Origin of the sequence: Arthrobacter sp. HS15c, from assembly GCF_040812005.1 — a bacterium.
Lineage (GTDB): Bacteria > Actinomycetota > Actinomycetes > Actinomycetales > Micrococcaceae > Arthrobacter.
In genome coordinates this window covers 26,919-53,905 of sequence record NZ_JBFOHM010000012.1, presented here as the reverse complement: position 1 = coordinate 53,905, position 26,987 = coordinate 26,919, and the positions used below count along the sequence as shown (strand labels likewise).

26 protein-coding genes and 2 riboswitches are annotated in these 26,987 nt (G+C 67.1%); of the genes, 9 read left to right on the top strand and 17 right to left on the bottom strand.

Annotated features, from left to right (window positions below; genetic code table 11):
* Position 1: 1 nt before the first annotated feature.
* Positions 2–1,387 carry a glycine--tRNA ligase gene (locus tag ABV518_RS19155; RefSeq protein WP_131132542.1) on the bottom strand — a complete coding sequence of 462 codons (1,386 nt, stop codon included), beginning with the start codon at positions 1,385–1,387 and terminating at the stop codon, positions 2–4.
* 148 nt (positions 1,388–1,535) lie between these two features.
* Entirely contained in the window at positions 1,536–2,534 is a 999-nt protein-coding gene (locus ABV518_RS19150) for a DMT family transporter (protein WP_367770253.1), read from the bottom strand.
* Positions 2,535–2,567: 33 nt separating this feature from the next.
* Here ABV518_RS19150 and ABV518_RS19145 point away from each other — a divergent pair, with 33 nt between their 5' ends.
* Positions 2,568–2,801: an RNA-binding S4 domain-containing protein gene (locus ABV518_RS19145; protein ID WP_131132544.1), complete on the top strand. Its 234-nt coding sequence runs from the start codon at positions 2,568–2,570 to the stop codon at positions 2,799–2,801.
* Positions 2,802–2,858: 57 nt separating this feature from the next.
* Here the strand turns inward: ABV518_RS19145 and ABV518_RS19140 are convergent, their stop codons facing one another.
* Positions 2,859–3,509 carry an alpha/beta hydrolase gene (locus ABV518_RS19140; protein WP_367770249.1) on the bottom strand — a complete coding sequence of 217 codons (651 nt, stop codon included), beginning with the start codon at positions 3,507–3,509 and terminating at the stop codon, positions 2,859–2,861.
* 95 nt (positions 3,510–3,604) lie between these two features.
* Between ABV518_RS19140 and ABV518_RS19135 the strand changes: the two genes are divergently transcribed.
* Genes ABV518_RS19135 through ABV518_RS19125 form a run of 3 tightly spaced genes read left to right on the top strand, consistent with a single transcriptional unit; the run spans position 3,605 to position 6,199 of the window.
* Entirely contained in the window at positions 3,605–4,456 is an 852-nt protein-coding gene (locus ABV518_RS19135) for an SGNH/GDSL hydrolase family protein (protein WP_367770620.1), read from the top strand.
* A gap of 44 nt (positions 4,457–4,500) precedes the next feature.
* Positions 4,501–5,691: a winged helix DNA-binding domain-containing protein gene (locus tag ABV518_RS19130; protein WP_367770246.1), complete on the top strand. Its 1,191-nt coding sequence runs from the start codon at positions 4,501–4,503 to the stop codon at positions 5,689–5,691.
* Between the two features lie 13 nt (positions 5,692–5,704).
* Positions 5,705–6,199 (top strand): hypothetical protein, encoded by a 495-nt coding sequence (locus ABV518_RS19125; RefSeq protein WP_367770243.1) that lies wholly within the window; start codon positions 5,705–5,707, stop codon positions 6,197–6,199.
* A gap of 30 nt (positions 6,200–6,229) precedes the next feature.
* Here ABV518_RS19125 and ABV518_RS19120 read toward each other — a convergent pair whose 3' ends face one another.
* Both ABV518_RS19120 and ABV518_RS19115 read right to left on the bottom strand, forming a co-directional pair.
* Entirely contained in the window at positions 6,230–7,345 is a 1,116-nt protein-coding gene (locus ABV518_RS19120) for a homoserine O-acetyltransferase (RefSeq protein ID WP_367770240.1), read from the bottom strand.
* Between the two features lie 12 nt (positions 7,346–7,357).
* Positions 7,358–7,473: riboswitch (SAM riboswitch) on the bottom strand.
* A 90-nt stretch (positions 7,474–7,563) separates the two neighbouring features.
* Positions 7,564–8,883, bottom strand: a complete 1,320-nt coding sequence (locus ABV518_RS19115; RefSeq protein WP_367770237.1) for a bifunctional o-acetylhomoserine/o-acetylserine sulfhydrylase — start codon at positions 8,881–8,883, stop codon at positions 7,564–7,566.
* Positions 8,884–8,927: 44 nt separating this feature from the next.
* A riboswitch (SAM riboswitch) is annotated at positions 8,928–9,042 on the bottom strand.
* Between the two features lie 170 nt (positions 9,043–9,212).
* On the opposite strand from ABV518_RS19115, the gene ABV518_RS19110 reads away from it, so the two are divergent.
* Complete coding sequence (locus ABV518_RS19110) at positions 9,213–9,851, top strand: VOC family protein (RefSeq protein ID WP_131132549.1); 639 nt, start codon at positions 9,213–9,215, stop codon at positions 9,849–9,851.
* A 103-nt stretch (positions 9,852–9,954) separates the two neighbouring features.
* On the opposite strand, the gene ABV518_RS19105 is transcribed toward ABV518_RS19110, so the two are convergent.
* Entirely contained in the window at positions 9,955–10,731 is a 777-nt protein-coding gene (locus ABV518_RS19105; RefSeq protein WP_367770234.1) for a CPBP family intramembrane glutamic endopeptidase, read from the bottom strand.
* 84 nt (positions 10,732–10,815) lie between these two features.
* Here ABV518_RS19105 and ABV518_RS19100 point away from each other — a divergent pair, with 84 nt between their 5' ends.
* Positions 10,816–11,496, top strand: a complete 681-nt coding sequence (locus ABV518_RS19100) for a histidine phosphatase family protein (RefSeq protein ID WP_131132551.1) — start codon at positions 10,816–10,818, stop codon at positions 11,494–11,496.
* 7 nt (positions 11,497–11,503) lie between these two features.
* On the opposite strand, the gene ABV518_RS19095 is transcribed toward ABV518_RS19100, so the two are convergent.
* From ABV518_RS19095 to tdh, 5 genes are all read right to left on the bottom strand, one after another.
* Complete coding sequence (locus ABV518_RS19095; RefSeq protein WP_131132552.1) at positions 11,504–12,292, bottom strand: DeoR/GlpR family DNA-binding transcription regulator; 789 nt, start codon at positions 12,290–12,292, stop codon at positions 11,504–11,506.
* Positions 12,293–12,387: 95 nt separating this feature from the next.
* Complete coding sequence (gene hutI / locus ABV518_RS19090) at positions 12,388–13,599, bottom strand: imidazolonepropionase (protein WP_367770230.1); 1,212 nt, start codon at positions 13,597–13,599, stop codon at positions 12,388–12,390.
* Positions 13,600–13,610: 11 nt separating this feature from the next.
* Positions 13,611–14,726 (bottom strand): NAD(P)/FAD-dependent oxidoreductase, encoded by a 1,116-nt coding sequence (locus ABV518_RS19085; RefSeq protein WP_367770227.1) that lies wholly within the window; start codon positions 14,724–14,726, stop codon positions 13,611–13,613.
* A gap of 68 nt (positions 14,727–14,794) precedes the next feature.
* Complete coding sequence (locus tag ABV518_RS19080; protein WP_367770224.1) at positions 14,795–15,991, bottom strand: glycine C-acetyltransferase; 1,197 nt, start codon at positions 15,989–15,991, stop codon at positions 14,795–14,797.
* A gap of 8 nt (positions 15,992–15,999) precedes the next feature.
* Positions 16,000–17,046, bottom strand: a complete 1,047-nt coding sequence (gene tdh / locus ABV518_RS19075; protein ID WP_367770221.1) for an L-threonine 3-dehydrogenase — start codon at positions 17,044–17,046, stop codon at positions 16,000–16,002.
* Positions 17,047–17,184: 138 nt separating this feature from the next.
* Between tdh and ABV518_RS19070 the strand changes: the two genes are divergently transcribed.
* Complete coding sequence (locus ABV518_RS19070; protein WP_367770217.1) at positions 17,185–18,123, top strand: LysR family transcriptional regulator; 939 nt, start codon at positions 17,185–17,187, stop codon at positions 18,121–18,123.
* Positions 18,124–18,149: 26 nt separating this feature from the next.
* Here ABV518_RS19070 and ABV518_RS19065 read toward each other — a convergent pair whose 3' ends face one another.
* The 5 genes from ABV518_RS19065 to ABV518_RS19045 all read right to left on the bottom strand — a co-directional run bounded on the left by ABV518_RS19065 (position 18,150) and on the right by ABV518_RS19045 (position 23,929).
* Positions 18,150–18,734 carry a hypothetical protein gene (locus ABV518_RS19065; protein ID WP_367770214.1) on the bottom strand — a complete coding sequence of 195 codons (585 nt, stop codon included), beginning with the start codon at positions 18,732–18,734 and terminating at the stop codon, positions 18,150–18,152.
* Positions 18,735–18,931: 197 nt separating this feature from the next.
* On the bottom strand, positions 18,932–20,440 hold the full coding sequence (gene gatB / locus ABV518_RS19060; RefSeq protein ID WP_367770211.1) for an Asp-tRNA(Asn)/Glu-tRNA(Gln) amidotransferase subunit GatB: 1,509 nt from the start codon (positions 20,438–20,440) through the stop codon (positions 18,932–18,934).
* The gene (gene gatA, locus ABV518_RS19055) at positions 20,440–22,017 is read right to left on the bottom strand and encodes an Asp-tRNA(Asn)/Glu-tRNA(Gln) amidotransferase subunit GatA (RefSeq protein ID WP_367770208.1); all 1,578 of its coding nucleotides are present in this window, start codon (positions 22,015–22,017) and stop codon (positions 20,440–20,442) included. The genes gatB and gatA overlap by 1 nt, the downstream gene beginning before the upstream one ends.
* A 3-nt stretch (positions 22,018–22,020) precedes the next feature.
* Positions 22,021–22,317, bottom strand: a complete 297-nt coding sequence (gatC, locus tag ABV518_RS19050; RefSeq protein WP_131132561.1) for an Asp-tRNA(Asn)/Glu-tRNA(Gln) amidotransferase subunit GatC — start codon at positions 22,315–22,317, stop codon at positions 22,021–22,023.
* 145 nt (positions 22,318–22,462) lie between these two features.
* A complete protein-coding gene (locus ABV518_RS19045; RefSeq protein WP_367770205.1) occupies positions 22,463–23,929 on the bottom strand; it encodes a CitMHS family transporter in 1,467 nt (488 codons plus the stop codon).
* 181 nt (positions 23,930–24,110) lie between these two features.
* On the opposite strand from ABV518_RS19045, the gene ABV518_RS19040 reads away from it, so the two are divergent.
* Positions 24,111–25,823 carry an ATP-binding protein gene (locus ABV518_RS19040; protein ID WP_367770203.1) on the top strand — a complete coding sequence of 571 codons (1,713 nt, stop codon included), beginning with the start codon at positions 24,111–24,113 and terminating at the stop codon, positions 25,821–25,823.
* Positions 25,816–26,478 carry a response regulator gene (locus ABV518_RS19035; RefSeq protein ID WP_367770201.1) on the top strand — a complete coding sequence of 221 codons (663 nt, stop codon included), beginning with the start codon at positions 25,816–25,818 and terminating at the stop codon, positions 26,476–26,478. The genes ABV518_RS19040 and ABV518_RS19035 overlap by 8 nt, the downstream gene beginning before the upstream one ends.
* 103 nt (positions 26,479–26,581) lie before the next feature.
* Here the strand turns inward: ABV518_RS19035 and ABV518_RS19030 are convergent, their stop codons facing one another.
* Complete coding sequence (locus ABV518_RS19030) at positions 26,582–26,965, bottom strand: RidA family protein (protein ID WP_367770198.1); 384 nt, start codon at positions 26,963–26,965, stop codon at positions 26,582–26,584.
* Between the last annotated feature and the right edge of the window lie 22 nt (positions 26,966–26,987).

The following is a 26,987-nucleotide window of genomic DNA, read 5'->3' as shown; positions in this document are numbered from 1 at the left end:
CTCAGGCGCCGATCAGGCGGGCGGCCAGGTAGCCTTCCACCTTGTCCAGGGACACGCGTTCCTGGGTCATGGTGTCCCGCTCACGGATGGTCACGGCGTGGTCCTCGAGGGTGTCGAAGTCCACGGTGATGCAGAACGGCGTGCCGATCTCGTCCTGGCGGCGGTAGCGGCGGCCGATCGCGCCGGCGTCGTCGAAGTCGATGTTCCAGTTCTTGCGCAGCTGCGCGCCCAGGTCCTTGGCCTTCGGCGACAGGTCCTCGTTGCGGCTCAGCGGCAGCACCGCGGCCTTGACCGGGGCCAGGCGGGGGTCCAGCTTCAGGACGGTGCGGACGTCGACGCCGCCCTTGGCGTTGGGAGCCTCGTCTTCGGTGTAGGCGTCCACGAGGAACGCCATGAAGGAACGGGTCAGGCCGGCGGCTGGCTCAATCACGTACGGGGTGTAGCGCTCATTGGTGGCCTGGTTGAAGTAGCTCAGGTCCTGGCCGGAGGCCTTGGAGTGGGTGGAGAGATCAAAGTCGGTGCGGTTGGCGATGCCTTCGAGCTCGCCCCATTCCGAGCCCTGGAAGCCGAAGCGGTATTCGATGTCGGTGGTGCCTTTGGAGTAGTGGCTGAGCTTCTCCAGCGGGTGCTCGAAGAAGCGCAGGTTCTCCTCACGGATGCCCAGGCTGGTGTACCAGGACATGCGCTCCTTCATCCAGTACTGGTGCCACTCTTCGTCCGTGCCGGGCTCGACGAAGAATTCCATTTCCATCTGCTCGAATTCACGGGTGCGGAAGATGAAGTTTCCGGGCGTGATCTCGTTGCGGAAGGACTTGCCGATCTGGCCGATGCCGAACGGCGGCTTCTTGCGGGACGTGGTGAGCACGTTGCTGAAGTTCACAAAGATGCCCTGGGCCGTTTCCGGGCGCAGGTAGTGCATGCCTTCTTCGCTGGCGACGGGGCCGAGGAAGGTCTTGAGCAGGCCGGAGAACTCCTGGGGTTCGGTCCATTCGCCGCGGGTGCCGCAGTTGGCGCAGGCGATGTCCTTCAGGCCGTTTTCGGCCGGACGGCCCTTCTTTTCCTCGTATTCTTCCTCGAGGTGGTCCGCGCGGTAGCGCTTGTGGCAGGACAGGCACTCCACCAGCGGGTCGGAGAAGACGTCGACGTGGCCGGAGGCTTCCCATACCTGGCGGGGCAGGATGACGGAGGAGTCCAGGCCCACCACGTCTTCGCGGCCGCGGACCATGGACTGCCACCACTGGCGCTTGATGTTTTCCTTCAGCTCGGCGCCGAGGGGCCCGTAGTCCCAGGCAGAACGCGAACCACCGTAGATCTCACCGGCCTGGAACACGAAGCCCCTCCGTTTGGAGAGGGAAATGACCTGGTCGAGAACGGATTTTGCTGCCATGGTGGAACTCCAATTTCTACAGGGCCGCTGGGTGCGGTCCGCGGGTTATCTGGCCGCCGGGATCACCGTTGGCGAATCACCGTTGGTGGCCGGGCGGGGCGGGCGAAGGAAAGATTGCAGAAAGCTGCGTGTCCTAGCCTACCGGCCACTACCTCCTGAAAGCGCCCCGGGGCCAGGGCAGTGTGGCCAGGATGATGGCGGCCAGGGTGAGGACGGTGCCCAGGACGGTGGCAGGCGCCACGATGGTTCCCGGAGCGGGAACCAGGAGGTCAAGGCCAAGGGAGCCCAACAGCTGCCCGGCAATCATGCCCAGGCCTGTCACAAGGACTCCAAGGCTGCGGACCAGGAGTGCGCCCAGCCCGATGAACACGCAGCCCATGGGCCCGCCAACGTAGTACCACCACTCCCCCGGCAAAGGGCTGCCCGGCCCGGCAACGGCAACCTTGATGCCCCACGCAGTCCACAGCACCACGCTGCCGGCCACGAAGTTGACCAGCGTTGCCGCGATGGGTGTGCCGTAGTGGACAGTGGCTGTTCCGTTCATGGCCTGCTGGAAGCTCATCAGGAACCCCGCGAGGACAGGCAGCAGGAGCGGCAGCAGCAGCGTCTCCGGCCCGCCGGCCGCTCCGGAAGCTCCAGCGGAAGCCGCTGCAGGGGCCGCGAACCGTGGCGAGACCGCCCATGCCACGGCGGCGATGGTGAGGACGCAGCCGATGATCCGGATGCCGGTCACCGGTTTCTTCCCCGCGGGGCCGATGCCCAGCCGGTCCACCAGCAGGCCGCTCACCGTCTGGCCGGTCACCGTGGCCACGGTGAACAGGGCCACGCCCAGGAGGCCAACGGTGAAGGACTGGGCGAAGACAAACAGCGCCCCGATCCCGCCGGCCAGGACGTACACCGGCGGGAAGGCGCGGTTTCGGACGGCCGGTACGATCTTCGCGAGGCCGGCGCGTCCCTTGGGAAGGACCAGGGAAATCAGGATCATCAGGACCAGGCCTGTGCTGAAACTCACCACCGCCGCGGCGATCCCGTCATTGAGCCGGGCACCAAGTGCGCCGTTGATCCGGCCCTGGACCGGGATGGCAAGCCCTGCTCCGACTGCCAACGGGAGGCCTGCGAGCAACGGCAGCCGGGGGGTGTGGGTCATTGAATCCACCTTACGTCAGGCATTATTGCTTGTATGAGCAACCCGGACATCGAAGAGATCCCCATCCGCGACAGCATGATCCGCCTCGGCCAGCTCCTGAAGCTCGCCAGCCTGGTGGAGGACGGGGTGGAGGCAGCCGAGCTGATCAAGAACGGGCTCGTCAAGGTCAACGGGGATATTGATGACCGCCGCGGACGCCAGCTGCACAACGGCGATACCGTCACCGTCAACGGGCAGACCGTGAAAGTGGTCGCGCCGGAGGCCTGACCCGCGCGGCAGCGTGTGGCGGTCCGGGCGCAACAGCTGCGTCGCCGCCGTCGTGCCTTACTTGTTGAGCACCTCGTGCGTCAGGAACTCGGACACGTGCCCGACCTCCTGCTGGTTGATGCCGTGCCACATGCCTGTGTAAAGCACCTTGGTGAGTTTGACGTGCTTGCGCACCCAGCCCATGGTGAATTCGATCTTGTCCGGGGTGATCACCGGGTCCTGCTGGTCGCGGCCCCAGAACATCGGCACCGTGCCGTCCAGTTCGGCGTCGCGGAACGTGGGGTCCCCGCCGGCGTCCACGGCAAAGCCGGACAGGCCGACGACGGCGGCGAAGTCCGCGGGACGCTGCCGCAGCAGCGTGGTGGCCATGGCCATCCCCATGGAGAAACCCAGCAGCGTCACCGAGGAGTGGCCGTCCTTGATGGTGTCGATCCAGTCCAGCACATACCCGGAGGCCTTTTTCACGGCGTCCAGGGAGTAGTCGATCGAGGCTGTCAGCGGGAACCACGTGAAGCCCGGCCCCATGGCCATCGGGGCACGCACTGAAGCCACCGCGAAGTCGGCCGGCAGCATGTCCGCCAGGCTCAGGAGGTCCTGTTCGTTGGCGCCGTACCCGTGCAGCAGCACCAGCAGCGGCTTTCCGGCGCGCTGGTCCTCGGGCTGGGACCACAAAACAACGGGGGCGGGAAATACTTCGGCGTCAGTCATGGTTTCCATTCTTACAGCTACCCGGCGGTAACAACCTACGTTGGCGTAGCTTGAGAACGAGGAGGCAGGATAGGACCGTGAGTGAAGCCAGAGCCATGCAGAACCCGCCGTCCGACGTCGCGGAACATCCCTGGAGCCGCTATGTGGCCATGGGCGATTCCTTTACCGAAGGCATCGGCGACCCCGAACCGACGAGGCCGGGCGGCTACCGGGGCTGGGCGGACAGGGTGGCGGAGGAACTGGGCCGCGGCCAAAGCGATTTCGCCTACGCCAACCTCGCCGTGCGCGGCAGGCTCCTGCAGCAGATCGTGGACCAGCAGCTTGCCCCGTGCCTTGCCCTGAAGCCTGACCTGGTCACGCTCTCCGCTGGCGGCAACGACCTCATCCGTCCCGGCGGCGACCCCGACGTCCTGGCGGAGCGGCTCGATTCCGTGGTGCAGATCCTGGGCATGGGCGGCGCCACCGTGGTGCTTTTCAACGGCCCGGACACCGGGTCCTCGGTGCTTGGCCGGATCCGCAGCAAGGTTGCCATCTACAACGAGAACCTGCGGACCGTTGCGGCCCGGCATGACGCCATCATCGCCGACATGTGGTCCCTGCGGCAGCTCAGCGACCCGCAGATGTGGGACGAGGACAGGCTGCACTTCTCGCCCCTGGGACACCACACCATCGCGGCCATGGTGCTGGACTCGCTCAACGTCAGCCACACGCTGGAGCCCCTGCAGCCCAAGCCGCTGCCGCCGCGCACCTGGCGCGAAGCCCGGTCCGGGGACCTCGTGTGGGCGCGTGAATACTTTGTCCCGTGGGTGGTGCGGCGGCTGCGCCACCGTTCCTCCGGGGACGGGATCACCGCCAAGCGTCCGACGCCAGGACCCGTGTTCGGCCCGGGCGTCCCGTTGGGATCCGGCGAGGGTCCGCTCGGCTCCACTGACGCGGCCCGGCACTAGCCGCGGCCGGGCCGGAACCGCGAAGCGTGAATCAGGCGGCAGGCATGGAACCTGGTGCGGTGGTGCGGCGTCGGCTTCAGTCCCAGATGCTCCGCGGTCCGGCAGCGCCGTCCCCGGAAGCAGCCCTGCGGAACCTGCTGGCCGTCCAGGCACAGGATTTTCCCTACGCCCGCTGGAGCCTGGCCCAGCGCTCGTCAGCCGATGGATCAGCCGGCGGGCGGGCCGGTTCCACCGGTGGAGGCCCCGCCACGGCCGCGGACATCGAGGAGGCGGTGGCCGACGGCCGGATCCTGCGGACCCACATCCTGCGGCCCACGTGGCATTTTGTCCACCGGGACGATCTCCGCTGGCTCCTTGCCCTGTCCGCGCCGCGGCTCCACCAGGGCAATGCGGGCATGTACCGCCGCACCGGGATCGACACCGCCGCAGCCGCCCGGAGCGGCGAGGTGCTGGCCGGGGCCGTCGCCGGCGGCAACCACCTGACCCGCGAGCAGCTCGCGGCGAGGCTGCAGGACGCCGGCTTCGCCGGAAAGGGCCTGGAACTTGCCTACCTGATCATGCACGCGGAAATCAGCGGCGTCCTGGTCAGCGGAGCGCCGGTGCGCAGCCGCGGCGGCGCGCTGAAGCAAACGTACGCCCTTTTTGACGAGCGGGTGCCTGCCGGGCCGGCCGTGCCGCCGACCCGGCCAGAGGCGCTGGCGGAGCTGGCCCGGCGCTATTTCACGAGCCGTGGTCCCGCCACCGTCAAGGATTGTGCCGACTGGTCGGGACTGACGATGGCCGAGGTCCGGGAGGGCCTGCACCTGGCCATCGAGGAACATCCGGAAGCCCTCGGCACGGTGGTGATTGACGGCGTCGTATTTTATCACGGTGCCGGGCATGGCGCCGGCAGCGCTGACAGCGGACCGCGGATCGACCTGATCCAGTGCTACGACGAATATGTGATGGGTTATTCCGCGTCCCGGCACTACCTGGGCGGCAGCGCTCCTGCCTTCCCGGTCGATGGCTCGCTGCTGCACGTGGTGCTGCTGGACGGGCGGATGGTCGGCTCCTGGCGGCACACGCTGCTCCCCGGCCGGTGCGAACTGGACATCCGCCTGTTCGATCCGGCCGGTCCGGTGCCCGGCTCCCCGCTGGCCAACGCCGTGGAAGACGCAGTGGACAGATATGGGGCCTTCCTGGGAACCCCGGCCGTCCGCGTGCGCACCGGGGCTAAGCTGGAAGGACACACATGAGAGGCGCTACACCGTGAACAGCTTGTTCTTCTGGATCATCATTCTGTCGTTCCTGATTCCGATGGCGATGCGGATGTACCGGAAATCCGTCAACAAGCGGAACCAGGAACAGAGCTTCTCCGGACGCTACCCGGACCAGTTCCCCGGCGGCGGCCAGTTCCCCGGGCAACAGAGCCGCCAGCCGCGTGACGGCTACACCCAGCAGGACTACATGAGCGGCGGCTTCCGCCAGCTCGACGGCCCGCAGCCCCTGCCGCCCAGCCAGCCGCTGCCGCCCATGATGCCCGTTCCGCCCGCGGACCAGCAGTTCCCGCCGTACGGCCAGCCTGTGCCGGGCCAGGCCGCGGAGGCACCGCAGCAGCCTGCCGCCCCCGCAACTCCCCCGCCGCCGTCGGCCCCGCAGGGCTTCCGGGCCCGCAAACTCGCGGAACTGGACCAGCAGTACAGCAACGGCGAGATGGCCGTGGACGAGTACATGAAGCGGCGCTCCGAAATCATGGACGGCTAGCCAGCCGGGACAGTCGGCCGGGCAACCCAGTCAGACCAGGAACGTCTTCCGGAGCTGGCTGCCCAGCTGGCCGATCTCGGTCAGGAAGCCGTCGTGGCCGATGGGTGCTTCAATGACGTGGACATCCACGTCTCCGGGAAGTGCCGCGGCGAGTTCGTGGGACTGCGACGGGAAGTAGAGCCGGTCCGAGTCCACCGCGGCCACGAAGAACCTGGCGGTTGCCCGGGCCAGGGTTTCGGCGAGGGAACCCCTGCCGCGGCAGACGTCGTGGCTCATGAGAGCCTCGGTGATGGCAATGTAGCTGTTGGCATCAAAGCGGCTGACGAGCTTGCTGCCCTGGTGGTCCAGGTAGCTCTCCACCTGGTAGCGGCCCCGGTCCCCCAGCGCCGCTGCCTGCAGCGGGGTTTCGGGAGCCTGGGGCGACCGGCCGAACCGGCCGTCGAATTCCTGGGCTGACCGGTACGTGATGTGGGCGATCCGCCGTGCCAGGGCCAGCCCGTCCTCAGGGAAGGCTCCGCCGTAGTAGTCGCCGTCGTTGAAGTTGGCGTCCTGGCGGATGGCGAGGGTCTGGGCCTGTGCGAAGGCGATCTGCTCTGCGGTGCTGGCGGCGCCGATGGAGATCACGGCACAGCGCTCAACCCGGTCCGGGTAGGTCACGGCCCATTCCAGGGCGCGGGCTCCGCCCATGGACCCGCCCAGGACGGCATACCAGCTGCCGATGCCCAGCTGGTCCGCCAGCCGGGCCTCGGCTGCGGTGCTGTCACGGAGGGTCACGAGCGGGAAGCGTGAGCCCCACGGCTGCCCGTCCGGTGCGGGCGACGACGGGCCGGTGGAACCGTAACAGCCGCCCACGATGTTGATGGACACCACAAAGAACCTGTCCGTGTCTACCGGCGCGCCCGGGCCTGCCAGCTGCTCCCACCAGCCGGGCTCGTCGCTGTCGCCGCGCGTCACGTGCGTGCTGCCGGTCAGGGCGTGCTCAATGAGGACGGCATTGGAGCCGTCCTCATTGAGCGTTCCCCACGTTTCATAGGCGAGCGTGACTTCGGGCAGGTAGCCGCCCGCCTCGAGTTCAAGTCCGCCAATGCTGGCGTAACGGACCACGCCGTTTTCGGGTACTGCTGTACGGGAGACGGTAATCGTCATGTGGAGACCTTTTCTACGCGCTTGCCCGCCGTCAAGTGACCGGCAGGCCAGGTCTTCACCCGGGGCACCCCACCGCGGAAGGAGGGTTGCCGGCCAGCAAGCCGGGGCTGTCGCTGGCACTCATGACCTCCTCCGAGTGTACGAAACCGCCCCCGTGTATGGCTAAGAGTGTGACTGGTTTATGACTCCCCGAGGCTGGGCCGGTCCGGACCGGCGCCCTACTTTGCCGCCTTGGCTGCCCGGAATCCGGCCTCCAGGTCGGCCAGAATGTCGTCAATGTGTTCGATCCCCACGGACAGGCGCACCAGGCCCGGCGTCACGCCCGCAACCGCCTGCTGCTCCGCGGAGAGCTGGCTGTGCGTGGTCGACGCCGGGTGGATGACCAGGGAGCGCACGTCACCGATGTTCGCCACGTGGCTGTGCAGCTCCAGGGCATCCACAAAGCGTTTCCCCGCTTCGGCCCCGCCGGCCAGGTTGAAGGCCACCACCGCGCCGGTACCCAACGGCCCGTATTTGCGTCCGCGCTCATACCAGGGGCTTGACGGGAGCCCGGCATAGGCGACCGATTCGACGTCGTCACGGGCCTCCAGCCACTGCGCCACGGCGACGGCGTTGGCAACGTGCCGTTCCACCCGCAGGCTCAGTGTCTCCAGGCCCTGCGCGATCAGGAAGGCGTTGAAGGGCGAGACGGCGGAGCCAAGGTCACGGAGCAACTGGACCCGGGCCTTGAGGATGTAGGAGAGGTTGGCGCCGAGGGCTCCGCCGGCGCCAAGGTCGCGGGCGTAGACCAGACCGTTGTAGGTGGGGTCCGGGGTGTTGAAGCCGGGGAACCGTTCCGGGTCCTTGCCGAAGTCGAAGTTGCCCGAATCCACGATTACCCCGGCGATGGCCGCGCCGTGCCCGCCAAGGTATTTCGTGGCGGAGTGGACCACGATGTCGGCGCCCCACTCCAGCGGCCGGATCAGGTACGGGGTGGAGAGCGTGTTGTCCACCACCAGCGGGACGCCGGCCTCGTGGGCAGTCCGGGACACCCCTTCAATATCGAGCACGTCCTGGCGCGGGTTGGACACCACCTCGGCAAAGAACAGCTTGGTGTTGGGCTGGACGGCGTCCCGCCAGTGGTCCAGGTTGTCCGGGTCCTCCACGAAGGTCACGGAGATGCCGAACTTCTTCAGCGTGTGGGCGAGCAGGTTGTAGGTTCCGCCGTAGAGGCTGGGGCTGGCCACCACGTGGTCCCCGGCCTCCGCGATGTTCAGGATGGCGAAGGTTTCGGCTGCCTGCCCCGAGCTCAGGAGCAGGGCCGCGAGCCCGCCCTCAAGGCTGGCGATCCGCTGTTCCACGGCGTCCTGCGTGGGGTTGCCGATGCGGGTGTAGATCGGCGCCAGTTCTGCGAGCGCGAAGCGGTTGGCGGCGCTTTCAGCACTGGGGAAGACGAACGACGTCGTCTGGTAGATCGGGAGCGCACGCGCCCCAGTGGCGCTGTCCGGCTCCTGGCCGGCGTGGATCTGGCGGGTTTCAAAAGACCATCCGTTGGACATTCAAGGCTCCTTTGACGTGGGCCCGGGCATGCTGGGAGCACCACGGGCCGCGCTTGCCGTCCGGCCGTTGCCGGACAGCCAGGTCCTCACCCGGGGCACCCCACCGCGGAAGGAGGGTTGCCGGCCAGCAAGCCGGGGCTGTCGCTGGCACTCATGACCTGCGTTCAGTGTAGGAACCCGTCCGCGACGGGCAACAGCATTGTGACGAACATGGTCAGCGGGCGCTTCCAGGGGGCCGCGGAAGGGACGATGTCCACTCGTGACGTACGCCAAATTAGGTAAGGGTACCCTTAGCTGAGAGCCGGATCACAAAGTGCCAAGATGAGGGCATGCGCATGGATCACGTCTCTTACGCCTGTGAACACGATGGCCTGGCTGCCACCACCGAACGTATTTCGTCCGCCCTCGGCGTCGAAGCCGTAAAGGGTGGAGTGCACCCCCGTTTCGGAACCCGGAACATGATCATCCCGCTCGCCGGGCACAAATATCTGGAAGTAGTCGAGGTGCTTGACCACCCGGCATCGGACAAGGCGCCGTTCGGACAGGCAGTCCGTGCCCGTTCCGCGGCCGGCGGCGGCTGGATGGGCTGGTGCGTCGAAGTGGACGACCTCGCCCCGTTCGAAGAACGCCTGGGCCGGTCCGCCGTCAACGGCAACCGCAAGTTCCCGGACGGCCGCGAACTGGTCTGGAAGCAGATCGGCATCCTGGGCCTGATCGCGGACCCGCAGGTTCCGTACATGCTCAAGTGGGAAGGCGATCCCGCCCTCCACCCGTCCAACGCCTACGACAGCAACGTCAAGATGTCCTGCCTGACCATCGCCGGTTCGGCAGCACGGGTGACCGAATGGCTGGGCGAACCGGTGGAGAAGCCGCTTGAGGACGTCGCCGTTGACTGGGTGGCTCCGCACGGGACCCCCGGCATCCTGTCCGTCACGTTCGAAACCGCCTCCGGAGCAGTCACCATCTGATTGCTTCGTCAATACTTCGGCCGCCATCAGCGGGTGCCAACGATGCCACCCACCGATGGCGGCCGAATCCCTTTAACCCGGGCCTGGCCCAGGTAACCCAGCCCTACCCGAGGCCGACGGCCTTGCCGAACAGGCTGAAGCCAACGAAAGCCACGATGTCCAGCAGGGCATGCGCGATCACCAGCGGCATCACCCGACGCGTTTTTGTGTACAGCCAGGCGAACACCACCCCCATGATGGCATTGCCGATGAACGGGCCGAAGCCCTGGTAGAGGTGGTAGCTGCCGCGCAGCATGGAGCTGGCGAAGATCGCCAGCGGCATGCTCCAGCCGAACTTCCCGAAGCGGTCCAGGAGATACCCCACCACGATCACCTCCTCCACCACGGCGTGCCGCACGGCAGACAGGATCAGGACGGGGACGGTCCACCAGTACGAATCGAGTGCGCTGGGGATGATGGCGGTGGTGATTCCCAGCGCCCTGCCCGCAGCGTAGAGGCCCAGCGACGGGATGCCGATGAGCGCGGCGAGCCCCAGCCCCTGCAGCAGGTCACGGCCCGGCCTGGCGAAGTCGAAGCCGAGCTTCCGGAACGCGGAACCGCCCTGCGGCGCCCCGGATGTGGACTGCCGGTGCTCGGTGAGGAAGTAGATGACCAGGAGCACCGGAACCAGCGCAAAGATGATGTCCAGCAGCTGGTAGGTCAGGTCAAAGTATTCCCGGCTGCTCTGCGAACGGTTCAGCGTCGAGGTGCCTTCGGCCAGCGGGGCACGGGTCATCTTGTCCAGCAGCTGCACCACTGAATAGACGGCCGACTGCCCCAGGGACAGGCCCAGGACAATCCAGACTTCGAGCCGCAGCCGACGGCGGGAGGGAACCAGCATGTTCCCATCTTGCCTGCAGTTTCTGGTTCTTTCCTGATTTGGGCCGCCGGGCAGGGCCTGGCCCAGGACTTATGCTTGGGCCTTATGAGCGCGCCAGGGAAAATCATCATGATCCGGCATGGCCAGTCCATGGCCAACGCGGACACGTCCATCTACAACCGCGTGCCCGACTACCGCATCCCGCTGACCCCCCTGGGCGTGGAACAGGCCGCGGCGGCCGGTGAAAGGATCCGCCGGGAGCTGGACGGCCGCCAGGTCTGCGTCTACGTGTCGCCGTACCTTCGGGCGTACCAGACGCTGGAGGCGCTCAACCTTGGCAGCCTCACGGAACGGGTGATCGAAGAGCCTCGGCTCCGCGAACAGGACTGGGCCAACTTCCAGATCAGCGGGGAGATCGAGGATCAGAAGGAACTCCGCAACGCCTATGGCCACTTCTTCTACCGCTTCCGCGAGGGCGAGTCCGGCTCCGATGTCTACGACCGGATCTCCTCTTTTATGGAAACCCTTTACCGGCACTGGTCCAAGCCGGACTATGCCCCCAACACCCTGCTGGTGACCCACGGGCTGACGATGCGGCTGTTCTGCATGCGCTGGTTCCACTGGTCCGTGGAGTACTTTGAGTCCCTCAACAACCCGGACAACGCCGCGGTGCGGACCCTGGTGCGCACTGACGCGGAGAAGTATGAGCTGGACATTCCGTTCAGCCAGTGGGTGGACCGCCGGGTGGACGAGACCGTCCTGGACGCACCGCCCATGGTGTTCTAGCGGTGCTTTAGTGCGGCGCCACGATCACTTCGGTGCCGTTGGCCTCGAACGCGGCCTTGTCCTCGGCTGAAATCCCGGCGTCGGTGATGAGGCGGGTGAAGTCGTACCCGTCCATGGTGGCGAAGGCCCGGATACCCACCTTGGACGAATCCGCCAGCACGTAGGAGACCCGCGCCCGGCTGGCCAGCAGAGCGTTCACGGAGGCCTCGCCTTCCCCGGTATTGGTGGGACCAACCTCGGGGTCGATGCCGTTCACGCCGATGAACGCGATATCCAGGACCACCTTCTGCATGATGATGTCCGTGTACGGCCCGACGAGCTCGTAGGACCGGGGATTCAGGATCCCGCCGGTCACCATGACCTTGATGTTGGGCCGGACGGCCAGCTGCGAGGCGATGTTGATGGCATTGGTGACCACCGTCAGGGTGGGCTGGTTGGCCGGGGCGTTGAGGTCTTCGCGGGTTGCGAGGATCTGGGCCAGGGCGGTGCTGGTGGTGCCGCCGCAGAGGCCGATCACGGCCCCGGGCCAAATCAGCGCTGAAGCGGCCTGGGCAATCTCTTCCTTGGCTTCGGCGTGGTCGTCGCGGTTGTAGCGACCGGGCAGGTCGTAGGCGAGGGCGCCGGTGGTGGCGCCGCCCCGCGTGCGGGTCAGCAGCCGTCGCTTGGCCAGGCTGTCCAGGTCGCGGCGGGCAGTCGCGGGCGACACCGCAAGCTGGGAGACGATCTCCTCGACCTCCACCTGGCCGGTTTTGGCGAGGATGTCCAGGATGGCCGTCAGGCGGTCGGTACGGGTCATGGGGGCCTCTCAGCGATCAAACAGTCACCAGATAATGACGCTTTATGATCATATCAGACCAAATCAATCACTAAACGTCAAAAAGTGAGCCGGCTCTAGCGTGCCCGTACACCCGCCCGCCACACAGCGTACGTGAGCGGCATGCCCGGGCGGTAGGCGAGATGCGTGGCGGACGGCGCGTTGAGCATGTGCACGTCGGCCCGGTGTCCGACGGCGAGTGAGCCCACCGCCCGTTCGCCGTCGGCGTCGTTCCCGATGTCCCGGTGCAGCGCCAGCGCGCCGCCGTATGTTGCGGCCCGGACCGCTTCGTGGACGCTGAGCCGCATCTGGAGCACGGCAGTAGCCACGTTGAACGCCATGGAACTGGTGTAGGAGGTGCCCGGGTTGCAGTTGGAGGCCAGAGCCACCTGCACACCGGCATCCAGCAGAGCACGTCCCGGGGCCAGCGGCTGCCGGGTGGACAGGTCGCACGCCGGAAGGCACGTGGCCACGGTTCCCCGGGCGCCGGTGCCCGTTGCGGGGTCCCAGCCGGTCCAGCTTTCGGCCAGTGCTGCCACGTCCTGGGCGGACAGGTAGTTGACGTGGTCCACGCTCGCCGCACCGAGGTCCACCGCCAGCTGCACGCCGGGGCCCTCGCCCAGCTGGTTGCCGTGGACGCGGATGCCCAGGCCCGCGTCCCGGCAGGCCTGGAGCACACTGCGGGACTGCTCCGCGGTGAAGGCACCTTCCTCGCAGAACACGTCCGCCCAGCGGACATAGGGGCGGACCGCGTCCAGCATGGGCCCACACACGAGGTTGGTGTAGGCATCGGCATCGGATCCTGCCGGGACCAGGTGGGCGCCGAGGTAGGTGACTTCGTCGGCCACCGTGGAGGCGATCCGGGCGCTGCGGGCCTCATGCTCGGTGTCCAGCCCGTAGCCGGTCTTGGTTTCGAGGTACGTGGTGCCCTGCGAGACGGCCTCGGAGACCCGCGCCAGGGCCAGCCTGGTGAGGTCGAAGTCGGACGTGCGCCGGGTGGCGTCCACCGTCACGGCGATTCCGCCGGCCGCGTAGGCCTCCCCCGCCATCCGGGCTTCGAACTCGGCGGTGCGGTCCCCCGCGAAGACCAGGTGCGTATGGGAATCAACCCAGCCCGGCAGCACCGCCCGGCCGCCGGCGTCCACGGTGTCATCGGCCGCGGGCGCTGATGCGGCGGGGCCGAGCCAGGCGATGCGTTCCCCTTCGATCACCATGGCCGCGTTTTTTAGGACCCGGTGTTCCAGGTCCTGGGTCATCAGTTCGGCGATGTTGGTGATCAGTGTGCTCATGAGACCATTCTTCAGCGCCGGATGGACCAGCGCGTGGCGGCCAGCGCCTCCGCTGTCCGGGATGCCGGACTGCCCGCGTCGACGCCCTGCGCTGCACCGTGCCCTGCGAGGATCTGCGCGGCTGCCAGTTCGGCCATGGCTGCCGAGGTCTGGAACCCGTAACCGCCCTGCCCGGCGAGCCAGTAAAACCCGGGCGCCTCGGCGTCGAACCCTGCCACCGGGACGCCGTCGGCCGCTTCGGTCCGGAGCCCGGTCCAGGCACTGCGGATTCCGCGGATCCCTAAGGTGGTCACCTGGTTGAGCTTCGCGACCAGGCGCTCGACGTCGCCGGGCCGCGGCCTGGCGTCTTCCGGCCCGCTGGGGACCGTTTCCGACGGCGAGATCAGGGCGGCGGATCCCTCGCGGCGGAAGTAGAACGTGTTGTCCGCTGCCGCCACCATGGGACTTCCCTCAGGCAGCGGATGATCGACGTCGACAATCGCCGCGGTGCGCCGATAGGGCTGCAGCCCGAGCTTCTCCACGCCGCTGATGACGGCTAGTTCGTCGGCCCAGGCGCCGGCGGCGTTGACCATGACCCCGGCCTGGAAGGCCTCCTGCCCGGCACCGATTTCCCATCCTGTGCCAAGCCGCTGGGCGGAGTACACCCGGGCACCGGTGATGATGTCGGTGCCGGCGGCTTCCGCCCGCTGCCGGTGGTCGGCCAGCAGCAGCGGGGCGTCGCAGCCGAAGGACCCGGTGTCCAGGCCGGCGGCGGAAAAGGAGTCGGGCGCCAGCGCGGGGCACAGCTCGTGCGCCTCCGCAACGGAGATGGCGCGCATGTGGCCGCTGGCCTCTGCGCGGACGGACTCCTCCGTGCCGATGAGCATAAAGCTGCGCGGCGACAGTACCGGCCGGGGCAGTTCGGCGTCCCGCCCGGCTATCAGTTCCAGCGTCCGGACCGTCAGTTCCTGCACGACGGCGGGACCGTAGCTGGGGATCAGCTGCCGGGCGGAGCGGGAGGACGTGTGGTACGCCAGCTCCTGCTCCGCCTCCACCAGCGCCACGCTGCAGCTGCCGGCGAGCGCGGAAGCGAGGGACAGTCCGGCAATGCCGCCGCCGACAATCAGGACATCGTATTGAGCTGCCATGGCTCCATCCTTGCAGAGTTGATGTACTGCCGCGCCGGGCCTGGCCGGCAGCGCCTAGCCGGAGGGGTTCAGCCTGCTACCGCGGCACGGCTGGCGACGAATGCGCCCACGCACGCTTCGACGTCGTCCGCTGAGTGTGATGCGGAAAGCTGCACCCGGATCCGGGCGGCACCGCGCGGGACCACCGGAAAACTGAACGCCGTGACGAAGACGCCGTGCTGCAGCATCTGGTCGGCCACCTTGGCGGCCATCACGGCGTCCCCGAACATCACCGGGACAATCGCGTGTTCGCCGTCCAGGAGTTCGAAGCCTTCCTCCGACATCCGGCGGCGGAACAGCCGGGCGTTCTCGAACAGCCGGGTCCGCAGGTCACCGGAGTTCTCCACCAGGTCCAGGGCCTTGATGGTGGCGGCGACGATCGCGGGAGCAAGGGAGTTCGAGAACAGGTACGGGCGTGCTTTCTGGCGGAGCATGGCCACCACTTCGGCCCGGCCGGACACGTAGCCGCCGGACGCACCGCCGAGTGCCTTGCCGAACGTCCCGGTGTAGATGTCCACGCGGGAGGACACGCCTGCATGCTCGGGGGTTCCGGCCCCGGTGGCGCCCATGAACCCGACGGCGTGGGAGTCGTCCACCATCACCAGGGCATCGTGCTTCTCGGCGAGGTCGCAGATGGCCTCCAGCGGCGCGAGGTAGCCGTCCATGGAGAACACGCCGTCGGTGACGATGATCTTGCGGCGGGCATCCTTCGCTTCAACAAGCTTGGCCTCGAGGTCCGCCATGTCCTGGTTGGCGTAGCGGAAGCGCTGGGCCTTGCAGAGCCGGATCCCGTCGATGATGGAGGCGTGGTTGAGGGCGTCGGAGATGATGGCATCCTCCGGCCCGAAGAGGGATTCGAAAACCCCGCCGTTGGCGTCAAAGCAGCTGGAGAACAGGATGGTGTCCTCGGTCCCGAGGAACCGGGAAACGCGGGCCTCCAGCTCCAGGTGCAGGTCCTGGGTGCCGCAGATGAAGCGGACACTGGCCATGCCGAAGCCGCGGGTGTCCATGGCTTCCTTGGCTGCGGCGATGATGTCCGGGTGGTCGGCCAGGCCCAGGTAGTTATTGGCGCAGAAGTTCAGGACGGTGGAGCCTGGCTGGCCGATCTGCCCGGCGGTGACGTGGCTGGACTGCGGGGAGTTGATGCTCCGTTCGGTCTTGAAGAGCCCCGCGGTGCGGATCTCGTCCAGCTCTGACTGCAGCTGGTCCTTGATGGAGGTGTACATGGTGCTCCTTAGAGTTCGGTCCAGTCGAGGACAACTTTTCCGCCGACGCCGGCGCGGGCAATGTCAAAGCCTTTTTCCCAGTCCCGGGCGGGAAGCCTGTCCGTGACCACGGCCGAGATGCCGGCGTGCAGCACCGGGTTGGAGGACAGCATGGCGCTCATGGCGTACCAGGTTTCGTACATTTCCCGGCCATAGATGCCCTTCAGGGTCAGCATGTGCGTGACCACCTTGCCCCAGTCGATGGTGATGTCCTGGCTGGGCAGGCCGAGCATGGCGATGCGGCCACCGTGGTTCATGTTCTCGATCATCTCAGGCAGCGCCGTGGGGTGGCCCGACATCTCCATGCCGATGTCAAAGCCCTCGCGCATGCCGAGTTCACGCTGGGCATCCTTGACGCGGGTGGTGGAGACGTCAATGGCCAGGTCCACGCCCAGCCGGCGCGCCAGTTCAAGCCGCGGCCGTGACACATCGGTGATGGCGATCTTCCGCGCACCGGCATGGCGGGCCACGGCGATGGCCATCAGTCCGATGGGGCCGGCCCCGGTGATCAGGACGTCCTCGCCCACCAGCGGAAAACTGAGGGCGGTGTGTACGGCGTTGCCGAACGGATCGAAGATGGCGCCAAGCTCCGGAGTGATGGAGGGATCGTGGTGGACCCAGACGTTGGTTTCGGGGATGACCACGTACTCGGCGAAGGCACCGTCCCGCTGCACCCCGACGCTTACGGTGTGGATGCACATGTGCCGGCGGCCGGCACGGCAGTTCCGGCAGATCCCGCAGACCACGTGGCCTTCGCCGGACACGCGGTCACCTATCTTGACGTCCCGGACGTCCTCGCCGGTCTCCACCACTTCGCCAAAGAATTCGTGGCCGGCGATCAGCGGAGCCTGGATGATCCCCTGGGCCCAGGAGTCCCAGGACTGGATGTGCAGGTCGGTTCCGCAGATGCCGGTGGTGAGGACGCGGATCTTGACGTCATTGGGGCCCGTTTCGGGTTCCGGGCGGTCAACCAGTTCGAACCCGGCGTGTGCGCCGGACTTGTAGAGCGCCTTCATGGGCTTCCTCACTGCAGGGCGGCCACCTCGCGTGACGCGGGCGGAGATCTTCCTTCATTAGAGCCACTTCGAAGCATTAGCACAAGCAGTATTTTCTCAATCGACGATGAAGTGTTTGCTTATGCATAGACTGGGCGAATGGAAATTCACCAGCTGGAAATCCTCCGCGAGCTTGGAGCCCTGGGCAGCGTCAAGGCTGTGGCCGAGACGCTGATGGTCACGCCCTCCGCCGTATCCCAGCAGCTGTCCCTGCTGCAGCGCAACGTCGAGGTTCCGCTGACGCGGAAGGAGGGCCGGAACCTGGTGCTCACCGAAGCCGGCCAGGTCCTCGCCGACGCCGGTGCCGCCGTCGTCAGCGCCATGGCGGACGCCCGGACGGCGATCGGCGCCTATCACGGATCCCCGGTGGCGCCGGTGACGCTCAGCGGGTTCCACAGTGCGGGCCAGGCGCTGTTCGCGCCGCTTGCGCGGATGCTGGACGCGCCGGGCCAGCCGAAGATCCAACTTTCCGACGAGGACGTGGCGCAGCACGACTTTCCCGCCCTGACGGCCCGGTACGACCTCGTGCTCGCGCACCGTATGGACCACAGTCCGCGGTGGCCGGCGGAGCGGGTGGCCGTGATCCCGCTGGCGCACGAACCGCTGGATGTTGCCCTCCCGGCGGACCACCGCCTGGCCGGCCAGGACACAGTGACCGCGGCCGACGTCGTGGGGGAAGCCTGGGTGACCAGCCACACCGGTTACTCCCCCGCGGACGTCCTGTCCGCCGTCGCGGCCGTCTCCAGCAAGGAACTGAACATCGTCCACCGGATCAACGACTACTCCACCGTGGCCGCGCTGGTGGCGGCGGGCGGCGTGGTGGGCCTGCTGCCGCGGCATACGGCGCGGCCGGTCCTGAATCCAGGCATTGTGCTGCGGCCGCTCGAGGGCATCAGCACCCGGCGGCGCATCGATATCCTCGCCCGCCCTGAGAACCTGAAGCGCCGCTCGGTGATGATTGTGTGCGAGGCGCTGCAGGCGATCATGACCGGGCTGGTGGAACAGGGCCCAACTGGGTCGCAGCAGATGTCGTTATGAGGGCTCAACGGGACACCTGCTGCCACCTACTTTGCGGATGGCTTGCCGTGGCCGTGTGCTTTGGCGTGGCCCTTGCCCAGGCCTTTCCCGAGTCCAAGTCCATGGCCGGTTCCCGCGCCTTCCACGATCCTTTTGGCCGTGACCGAGTCGCCGCTCTTGACGCCGGAAACCCTGACCGTCTCACCCGTGGCGATCTCGGCGATGGTGACATCTGAGGGCTTCAGCCGCTTGCCGTCGTCGCCCTTTGCCGGGGTTCCGTCAGCGGCCGGGGCAGGGAACTTTATGACCTTGGTTTCGGCTTTAACTGCATAGGTCTGCGTGTAGCCGTCCTCGCTTTTCACTGTGACCGAGGTTTCGCTGACGGACTCCACGGTTCCTTGCTGGCTCAGGACCGTTTCGAACGTCCCGTCCGCCTTCTTCACCACGCTCTCGCTGTGCAGGTGCTGGGGGCGCTGGGCCTTGTCGGACTTTCCGGGGGCGGATTCCGAGGGAGACGGCGACGGCGTGTCCGTGGCGGACCAGGCGATCGCGACGCCTGTGCCGGTCAGGGCAAGTGCCACCACACCCGCCAGCAGCGCCTTGCGGATTCTCAACGGTTCCCGGACCGACATGGCCATTCCTCCCACTGCGCAGACAGGGCTCCTGTGCCCTGGATCTTCAGTGTAGAACCGCGAACCGCCGCTGAACACGGGTAGTTTGCGGCCTGTGGAATGTGAGTACTACTTGATCAAAACTGGGTCGCAGTAGATGTCGTGATGAGCGCTCATAACGACATTAACTGCGACCCAGTTGGGTTAAAACAGGCTGCCTAGCTTTCGACGCCGAGCTTCTGCAGGATCAGTTCCTTGACGCGTCCGGCGTCGGCCTGGCCGCGGGTGGCCTTCATGACGCCGCCCACGATCGCGCCGATGGCCTGCAGCTTGCCGGCGCGGATCTTGTCCGCGACGTCAGGCTGGGCGGCGAGTGCCGCGTCGATGGCTTCGAGGAGGGGGCCGTCGTCGGAAACCACGGCCAGGCCGCGCTTTTCGACGATTTCTGCCGGGGTGCCCTCGCCGGCGAGGACGCCGTCCAGGACCGCGGTGGCCATCTTGTTGTTGATCTTGCCGTCTTCCACCAGTTTGTTCAGCTCAACGATGGTGGCGGGCTCGACGCCCAGCTGGCCGGGGTCGACGTCGGCGTTCTTGGCGCGGCCCACGATCTCGCCCATCCACCACTTGCGGGCCACCGTGGCGGTGGCTCCGGCGGCGATGGTTTCCTCGATCTCGTCCATGACGCCGGCGTTGACCACATCGCGGAATTCCAGGTCCGAGTAGCCCCAGTCGGCCTGCAGGCGCTTGCGGCGCTCGGCCGGCGGCTCCGGCAGGGTGGCGCGCAGTTCCTCCACCCATTCGCGGGAAGCGACGATCGGCACCAGGTCCGGCTCGGGGAAGTAGCGGTAGTCGTCGGCGTCGGACTTGGCCCGGCCCGACGTCGTCGAGCGGGTGTCCTCGTGCCAGTGGCGCGTTTCCTGGATGACAGGCTCGCCGGAGTCCAGGACGGCGGCGTGGCGCTGGATCTCGTAGCGGACGGCGTGTTCGACGGCGCGCAGCGAGTTCACGTTCTTCGTTTCCGAGCGGATGCCGAAACGTTCGCGGCCGTGCGGGCGCAGCGACACGTTGGCGTCGCAGCGCACGTTGCCGCGCTCCATCTTCGCGTCCGAGACGCCGAGGTTCTTGACGATCTCACGCACAGCGGCGACGTAGGCCTTGGCCAGCTCGGGGGCACGGCTTCCTGCGCCCTGGATTGGCTTGGTGACGATCTCCACCAGCGGAACACCGGAACGGTTGTAGTCCACCAGCGAGTAGTCGGCACCCTGGATGCGGCCCGCGGAGCCGCCCATGTGCGTCAGCTTGCCGGCGTCCTCTTCCATGTGGGCGCGCTCGATTTCAACACGGAAAACGGTGCCGTCCGACAGCTCGATGTCCAGGTAGCCGTCGTACGCGATGGGTTCGTCGTACTGGGACGTCTGGAAGTTCTTCGGGGTGTCCGGGTAGAAGTAGTTCTTCCGGGCGAAACGGCAGGTCTCGGCAATCTTGCAGTTCAGCGCGAGGCCGATCTTGATGGAAGACTCGATCGCGGTCCGGTTCACCACGGGCAGCACGCCCGGCATGCCGAGGTCCACCTCGTTGACGTTGGTGTTCGGCTCGTCGCCGAAGACGTTCGGGGCCGAGGAAAACATCTTGGTCTTGGTGTTGAGTTCCACGTGGACCTCGAACCCCAGGACGGGATCGTACTTCTCCATGGCCTCTTCGAAGCTCAGGGTTGCGTCAACGCTCATTATTTTGCCTCCTGGGTTTCGAGGGTCTCGACAGGCTCGACCACCGAGGTGGCCAGAGCCGGGGCCTGGGCCAGGAGCGGTCCGCCCCATTGGGCCTCAAGCAGGGATTCAAGGACAGCACCCACCCGGTACAGGCGTGCGTCCTGGCGGGCCGGGGCCAGCAGCTGGATGCCGACGGGCAGGCCGTCCTCGTCCGCCAGGCCGCCGGGCAGGGACAGGCCCGGGACGCCGGCCATGTTGGCCGGAATGGTGGCGACGTCGTTCAGGTACATGGCCAGGGGGTCGTTCAGCTTCTCGCCCAGCTTGAAGGCCGTGGTGGGGGCCGTTGGGGAAATCAGCACGTCCGCCTGGGCGAACGCTGCCTCGAAGTCACGCTGGATCAGGGTGCGGACCTTCTGGGCCGAGCCGTAGTAGGCGTCGTAGTAGCCGGCGGACAGCGCGTAGGTGCCCAGGATGATACGGCGCTTGACCTCGTCGCCGAAGCCTGCCGCGCGGGTGGCACCCATCACGCGCTCGATGGTGAGCGGTGCATCCTTGGGCAGGACGCGCAGGCCGTACCGGACGCCGTCGAACTTGGCCAGGTTGGAGGAGGCCTCCGAGGGCATAATCAGGTAGTAGGCGCCGAGCGCGTACTTGAAGTTGGGGCAGGACACCTCAACGATTTCCGCGCCGGCCTGCTTGAGCAGCTCCAGCGATTCGTTGAAGCGGTTCTCGACGCCGGCCTGGTAGCCCTCGCCGTGGAGTTCCTTGATGATACCGATCTTCATGCCGTCCACGTTGCCCAGCCGTGCGGCGGCCACGAGGTCCTCAAGGGGGTCCGGGAGGGACGTGGAGTCATAGGGGTCGTGGCCGCCGATGACCTGGTGCAGGAGCGCCGAGTCCAGGACAGTCCGGGACACGGGGCCGATCTGGTCCAGCGAGGAGGCCATCGCGATGGCGCCGTAGCGGGAAACGCTGCCGTAGGTGGGCTTGACGCCCACGGTGCCGGTGACGGCGCCGGGCTGGCGGATGGATCCGCCGGTGTCCGTGCCGAGGGCCAGCGGTGCTTCAAAGGCAGCGACGGCGGCTGCCGAGCCGCCGCCGGAGCCGCCCGGGATCCGGTCCAGGTCCCACGGGTTGCGGGTGGGGCCGTAGGCCGAGTGTTCCGTCGAGGAACCCATGGCGAATTCGTCCAGGTTGGTCTTGCCCAGGATGGGCATCTTGGCATCGCGCAGCCGCTTGACGACCGTGGCGTCGTACGGGCTGTGCCAGCCTTCGAGAATCTTGGAGCCGGCCGTGGTGGGCTGGCCGACCGTGACGATGAGGTCCTTGACGGCGATGGGCACGCCCGCGAGTTCGTGGAGCCCTTCGGCGGCGGCGCCGCCGGCGGCGCGGATGGCGTCAACTTCGGCGGCGACGGCGAGCGCCTCCTCGGTGTTGACGTGCAGGAAGGCGTGTACGCCGCGGGGGCCGCCGTCGACTGCTGCGATACGGTCCAGGTAGGCCTGGGTGACCTCGACGGAGGTAACCTCCCCGGCAGCAAGCTTCTGGGCGAGCTGGGCCGCGGAGAGGCGGATGAGTTCGTTGGTGTCAGTCATGTGTCAGTCCTCATCCAGGATGGCCGGAACCTTGAAACGGCCTTCGTATGCGTCGGGGGCGCCGCTCAGGGACTGCTCCGCCGTGAAGGTGTGGCCCACAACGTCCTCGCGGAACACGTTCGTCAGCGGGATCGGGTGGGAGGTTGCCGGGACGTCGTCGCCGGCGGCTTCACTCACGGATTTCACTGAATCAACGATGACGGCGAGTTCGCCGGCCATCCTGTCCAGCTCGTCAGCACTCATTTCGATGTGAGCGAGCCGCGCGAGGTGCGCGACGTCGTCACGGTTGATCGCAGCCATGGATCTCCCCTGCAAGTTCGGATTGTTTTCCGAACCAGTCTAGTGGGGAAACGTCGGTGCCCGTCTGACGACCCCCAGCGGGCGTCAGACGGGCACGTCGGTGCCGTGGTCCCGGCCACGAGGGCCAGCCACAGGCAGGACAAGACTAACCGATTCCGATGGCTCCAGTCAGCATTCCCACGCCAAGCATTACGAGGGAGATGACGGCTGTGCGCCAGAGCACCTTCTTATGGTGGTCGCCCAGGTCCACCTTGGCCAGCGAGACCAGGAGCAGGATGGCCGGAACCAGCGGGCTCTGCAGGTGGAACGGCTGGCCGGTGATGGAGGCGCGGGCCATTTCGGCGGCGCTGACACCGTAATGCGCAGCGGTTTCGCTCAGCACGGGAAGGACGCCGAAGTAGAAGGCGTCGTTGCTCATGAAGAACGTCATCGGGATGCTGAGCACGCCGGTGATCACGGCCATGAAGGGGCCCATGTCGGAAGGGATGATCTGGACCAGCCACGCGGACATTGCTTCCACCATCCCGGTGCCCTTGAGGACACCGGTCAGGACAGCCGCTGCCATGACCATGCTGACCACTGCCACGATGGACGGCGCGTGGGCGATCAGCTGCGCGCCCTGCTCCTTGACCTTGGGGAAGTTCACCACGAGGGCGATGGCCGAGCCGACCATAAAGACGAACGGAAGCGGCACGAGGTCAGCCACCAGCATCACCATGACGGCGACGGTCAGGCCCAGGTTGAACCAAAACAGCTTGGGCCGGAGCGTGGAGCGGTTGGGGTCAAGGGCCGTATCGGCCATGGCGGAGTCGTGGTCGTCCACGAGGGTTTCCGTGCGTTCCAGGACGGCAACGGAGGACCCCTCCGGGGACAAAACAGCGGGGCTTCCGGTTGCGGGGGTACGTGACACCGTGCGTCCGGTTCCGGCGGAGGGAGCGGCCGTGCCGCCGTCGAACTCTTCAGCGGTATCCGGGACGCCCCAGATTTCCGGTGCGGTGGCGCGGAGGCGGTTGCGTTCCTGCAGGCCCAGCAGCCAGGAGAAGGCGAAGACCACTACGAGGCCGGCGATGAGGGACGGGATCATGGGAACAAAGACGTCGTTCACGTCCAGCTTGAGGGCGGTGGCGGCGCGGGCCGTGGGGCCGCCCCACGGCAGGATGTTCATGGTGCCGTTGGCGAGGCCGGCCACGCAGGTCAGGACCACCGGGCTCATCTTCAGGCGCAGGTACACGGGCAGCATGGCCGCGGTGGTAAGGATGAAGGTGGTGGAACCGTCGCCGTCGAGGGACACTGCGGCGGCCAGGATTGCGGTGCCGAGGACCACCTTGGCGGGGTCGTTGCCGAGCTTGCGGAGGATGAACTTCACCAGCGGGTCAAACAGCCCGACGTCGATCATCAGGCCGAAGTAGATGATGGCGAACATCAGCAGGGCTGCGGTGGACGTCATGGACTTCATCGAGTCCAGGACCATGTCCCCGATGCCAAGCCCAGCGCCTGCAAAAAGGCCAAAAACGGTGGGGACGATGATCAGCGCCAGTACTGGCGTCAACTTCTTCGTCATGATCAGCACCATGAATACCGCGATCATTGCGAATCCAAGTAATACCAGCACGGCCGGCTCCTTCGTGTGAACGGCGACACAACGGTGTGACGCGTGCTACAGACGTTATAGTGGCGGCCGTCACCGCTGTGCCTTTGCCTCAATTGATTGGCATACTGCTTATTGCGAGCATTTTGCGCATTGTGCTCACGGCCTTCCGCCAGCCAGCCACACCCGTGAATCAAGGAGGATTATGCAGCGTTCCGCGTCCCGTCCGCCGTTGCGGTTCTCCACCCAGACGCTGCTACTGCAGTTGGGGGTGGTTCTTCTGGTGGTTCTGCTCAGTGCTGTGGTCCACGCCTGGCTGACCTACGACAGGATCGGCCGGGAGGCCGAAAACCAGGCCCTGACGCTGGCACGGACTGTGGCCTCGGACCCGTCCGTCCGCGGCGAGGTGCTGGCCATCAGCCAGCAGGCCGGCACTCCCCCGCCCGGGGAACTCGCCGCCGGGCCCCTGATGGCCGCCGCCGAAGCCGCACGCACAAGGACCGGGGCACTTTTTGTGGTGATCACCGACGAAACCGGCCTGCGGCTCGCCCACCCGGACCCGGCCCGCCTGGGCGAAAAAGTCAGCACGGATCCCACCGAAGCGCTGGCCGGCGGGGAGGTAACCACCCGCAACACGGGCACGCTCGGCCCGTCGGCCGGGGCCAAGGTTCCGGTCTACGCGCCCGGCACGGACACCGTGGTGGGCGAGGTCAGTGTGGGCTACTCGATGGAAACGGTGGGCCAGAGCGTGCAACGGGACATCGGGCCTGTTGCCGTTACGGCTGCCGGGGCCCTGCTGGCGGGAGTCCTGGCGTCCTTCCTCCTGCGGCGGAGGCTGCAGCGGCTGACGCTGGGGCTGGAACCGGAGGAGATCAGCACCCTGGTCCACGACCAGGTGGCCGTGCTGCAGGGCGTGGACGACGGCGTGATCGGCGTGTCCGCGGACGGCAGGATCAGCGTGTTCAACGCCGCGGCCCAGCGGCTCCTGGGGCAGCCCGACCTGGCCGGGTCGCTGTGGGCGGACGCACCCGTGCCGGGCCAGCTGACGGCATTGACGCTGCCGGACGCCGAGGAGGCGGACGCCATCGAGCTGGTGGCCGGCGGGCGTGTGCTGGTGGCCAGTGCCCGGAAGGCCCTGCACCGGCGCGAGGACCTGGGCTGGGTGGTGATGCTGCGGGACCGCACCGAACTGCAGCAGCTCACCCGGCAACTGGATGCCGTGGGCACCATGTCCACGGCGCTGCGGGCCCAGCGCCATGAATTTGCCAACCAGCTGCACACGATCGCTGGTTTTATGAGCATCGGCCAGCACCAGCAGGCCCGGGAGTACCTGGCGCGGCTGGCCGCAACGGGCCCGCTGAAGTTCCCGGTGGACCAGGCCGAATTGCTCCAGGATCCCTACCTTCAGGCGTTTGTCGGAGCCAAGGGGGTGGAGGCTGACGAACGCGGCGTGACGCTGCGGATCGGGCCGGAAACGCTGGTCCGGGGCCAGGTCACCGAACCCCAGGACGTCACCACCGTGCTCGGCAACCTGATCGACAACGCCGTGAACGCCGCCGTCGCCGGCACGTCGGCGGACCGCTGGGTGGAGCTGGAGGTGCTGGATGAACCGGGCGACGACGGCGGCACCCTGCACATCGTCGTCGCCGACTCCGGCGACGGGCTGGGCAGCGGGACGGACCCCGAAGCGGTGTTCGCGGAAGGATTCACGACGGCGGCCGGGGCGGCCGTGCCGGCGCGTGCCGGTGGCCAGGGGCTGGGGCTCGCCCTGGCACGTCAGCTTGCCCGGCGCCGCGGCGGGGACGTCAAGGTACTGGAGCCGGGGTCCGCCGGCGGACCGGGCGCCGTTTTTATGGCTTCACTGCCGCGGACCACGGCGCGGATTAATGATTTAGCTCGAGAGGACAACGATGCCTGAGGATTTCAGGGTGCTGATTGTGGACGACGACTTCCACGTCGCCAAGCTCCACGCCGCGTACGTGGATTCGGTGGCGGGCTTCCTGGCGCTCTCGCCGGTGGGTTCGGCGTCACTGGCGCTGCAGGCGATCCACAGCCTGCGCCCGGACCTTGTGCTGCTCGATGTCTACCTGCCGGACGGGTCGGGGCTGGACCTGCTGCAGCAGCTGGATGTGGACACCATGATCCTCAGCGCCGCGTCAGATGCCGCGTCCCTCCGGGTGGCGTTCCGGCGGGGAGCCCTGGGCTACCTGCTCAAGCCCTTTACGGCGGAATCGCTGTCCCAGCAGCTCCGGTCCTATGCCCGGTACCGGCGCATCCTGGGCCAGGCGGGCGCGCTGGACCAGGACGGGGTGGAACGCGCGAAGCGGGCGCTCATTCCCGGCGACGTGGTGCCGTCCGCCAGGCCCCGGTCGGCTACGGAAGCGGCAGTCCTGGAATCGCTGGTGCCGGGTGAGCAGTATTCTGCCGCCGAAGTCGCCACCCGCGTGGGCGTATCCCGGGCCACCGCGCAACGGTACCTGTCGGCACTGGCCGACGACGGCGCCGTCGACATCCAGCTGCGCTACGGGACCACGGGCCGCCCGGAACACCGCTACGGCCTCCCGCCCCGCTAAAGTAGACCTCCCCCGGCGCGAACTGGCAGGTAATACCCTCAAAATGGGGATTTGAGGGGATTACGTGCCAGTTCGCGCGGGGTGTCGCGGGGTGCTGGGTGGGTTAGCTGGCGCTCTTTTGGGCGACGAGTTCGATCTCGACGAGCATCTTCGGGTCCAGGAACGGCAGGACGTGCACAAGGGAGAGGGTGGGGCGGATCTCGCCGAACACTTCGCCGTGCGCGCGGCCGGCTTCTTCCCACTTGCTGATGTCCGTCACGTAGAGCTTGGACTGCACAACGTCGGCGAAGCTGAACCCGGCGTCCGCCAGGACGGTGCCGAGCTTCTGCAGGATGTACTGGGTCTGGGTGTAGAAGTCCTCGCCCACGATGCCGTCTTCGCCGCTGGCGGCTGTGGCAGAGATGTACAGCGTGTTGTCCACCTGGACGGCACGGGAGTAGCCGAGGGTCTGTTCCCAGACGGAGCCGGTGCCGAATGTTTTGCGCATGGTGGGCCTTTCAGTCCTGAAA

What these genes read in the sequence shown, in the direction of transcription:
- ABV518_RS19155 (WP_131132542.1), bottom strand. Translation starts at nt 1,387, where the DNA reads ATGGCAGCAAAATCCGTTCTCGACCAGGTCATTTCCCTCTCCAAACGG.
- ABV518_RS19150 (WP_367770253.1), bottom strand. Translation starts at nt 2,534, where the DNA reads ATGACCCACACCCCCCGGCTGCCGTTGCTCGCAGGCCTCCCGTTGGCA.
- ABV518_RS19145 (WP_131132544.1), top strand. Translation starts at nt 2,568, where the DNA reads ATGAGCAACCCGGACATCGAAGAGATCCCCATCCGCGACAGCATGATC.
- ABV518_RS19140 (WP_367770249.1), bottom strand. Translation starts at nt 3,509, where the DNA reads ATGACTGACGCCGAAGTATTTCCCGCCCCCGTTGTTTTGTGGTCCCAG.
- ABV518_RS19135 (WP_367770620.1), top strand. Translation starts at nt 3,605, where the DNA reads ATGCAGAACCCGCCGTCCGACGTCGCGGAACATCCCTGGAGCCGCTAT.
- ABV518_RS19130 (WP_367770246.1), top strand. Translation starts at nt 4,501, where the DNA reads ATGGAACCTGGTGCGGTGGTGCGGCGTCGGCTTCAGTCCCAGATGCTC.
- ABV518_RS19120 (WP_367770240.1), bottom strand. Translation starts at nt 7,345, where the DNA reads ATGACGATTACCGTCTCCCGTACAGCAGTACCCGAAAACGGCGTGGTC.
- ABV518_RS19115 (WP_367770237.1), bottom strand. Translation starts at nt 8,883, where the DNA reads ATGTCCAACGGATGGTCTTTTGAAACCCGCCAGATCCACGCCGGCCAG.
- ABV518_RS19110 (WP_131132549.1), top strand. Translation starts at nt 9,213, where the DNA reads ATGCGCATGGATCACGTCTCTTACGCCTGTGAACACGATGGCCTGGCT.
- ABV518_RS19105 (WP_367770234.1), bottom strand. Translation starts at nt 10,731, where the DNA reads ATGCTGGTTCCCTCCCGCCGTCGGCTGCGGCTCGAAGTCTGGATTGTC.
- ABV518_RS19100 (WP_131132551.1), top strand. Translation starts at nt 10,816, where the DNA reads ATGAGCGCGCCAGGGAAAATCATCATGATCCGGCATGGCCAGTCCATG.
- ABV518_RS19095 (WP_131132552.1), bottom strand. Translation starts at nt 12,292, where the DNA reads ATGACCCGTACCGACCGCCTGACGGCCATCCTGGACATCCTCGCCAAA.
- hutI (WP_367770230.1), bottom strand. Translation starts at nt 13,599, where the DNA reads ATGAGCACACTGATCACCAACATCGCCGAACTGATGACCCAGGACCTG.
- ABV518_RS19085 (WP_367770227.1), bottom strand. Translation starts at nt 14,726, where the DNA reads ATGGCAGCTCAATACGATGTCCTGATTGTCGGCGGCGGCATTGCCGGA.
- ABV518_RS19080 (WP_367770224.1), bottom strand. Translation starts at nt 15,991, where the DNA reads ATGTACACCTCCATCAAGGACCAGCTGCAGTCAGAGCTGGACGAGATC.
- tdh (WP_367770221.1), bottom strand. Translation starts at nt 17,046, where the DNA reads ATGAAGGCGCTCTACAAGTCCGGCGCACACGCCGGGTTCGAACTGGTT.
- ABV518_RS19070 (WP_367770217.1), top strand. Translation starts at nt 17,185, where the DNA reads ATGGAAATTCACCAGCTGGAAATCCTCCGCGAGCTTGGAGCCCTGGGC.
- ABV518_RS19065 (WP_367770214.1), bottom strand. Translation starts at nt 18,734, where the DNA reads ATGTCGGTCCGGGAACCGTTGAGAATCCGCAAGGCGCTGCTGGCGGGT.
- gatB (WP_367770211.1), bottom strand. Translation starts at nt 20,440, where the DNA reads ATGAGCGTTGACGCAACCCTGAGCTTCGAAGAGGCCATGGAGAAGTAC.
- gatA (WP_367770208.1), bottom strand. Translation starts at nt 22,017, where the DNA reads ATGACTGACACCAACGAACTCATCCGCCTCTCCGCGGCCCAGCTCGCC.
- gatC (WP_131132561.1), bottom strand. Translation starts at nt 22,317, where the DNA reads ATGGCTGCGATCAACCGTGACGACGTCGCGCACCTCGCGCGGCTCGCT.
- ABV518_RS19040 (WP_367770203.1), top strand. Translation starts at nt 24,111, where the DNA reads ATGCAGCGTTCCGCGTCCCGTCCGCCGTTGCGGTTCTCCACCCAGACG.
- ABV518_RS19035 (WP_367770201.1), top strand. Translation starts at nt 25,816, where the DNA reads ATGCCTGAGGATTTCAGGGTGCTGATTGTGGACGACGACTTCCACGTC.
- ABV518_RS19030 (WP_367770198.1), bottom strand. Translation starts at nt 26,965, where the DNA reads ATGCGCAAAACATTCGGCACCGGCTCCGTCTGGGAACAGACCCTCGGC.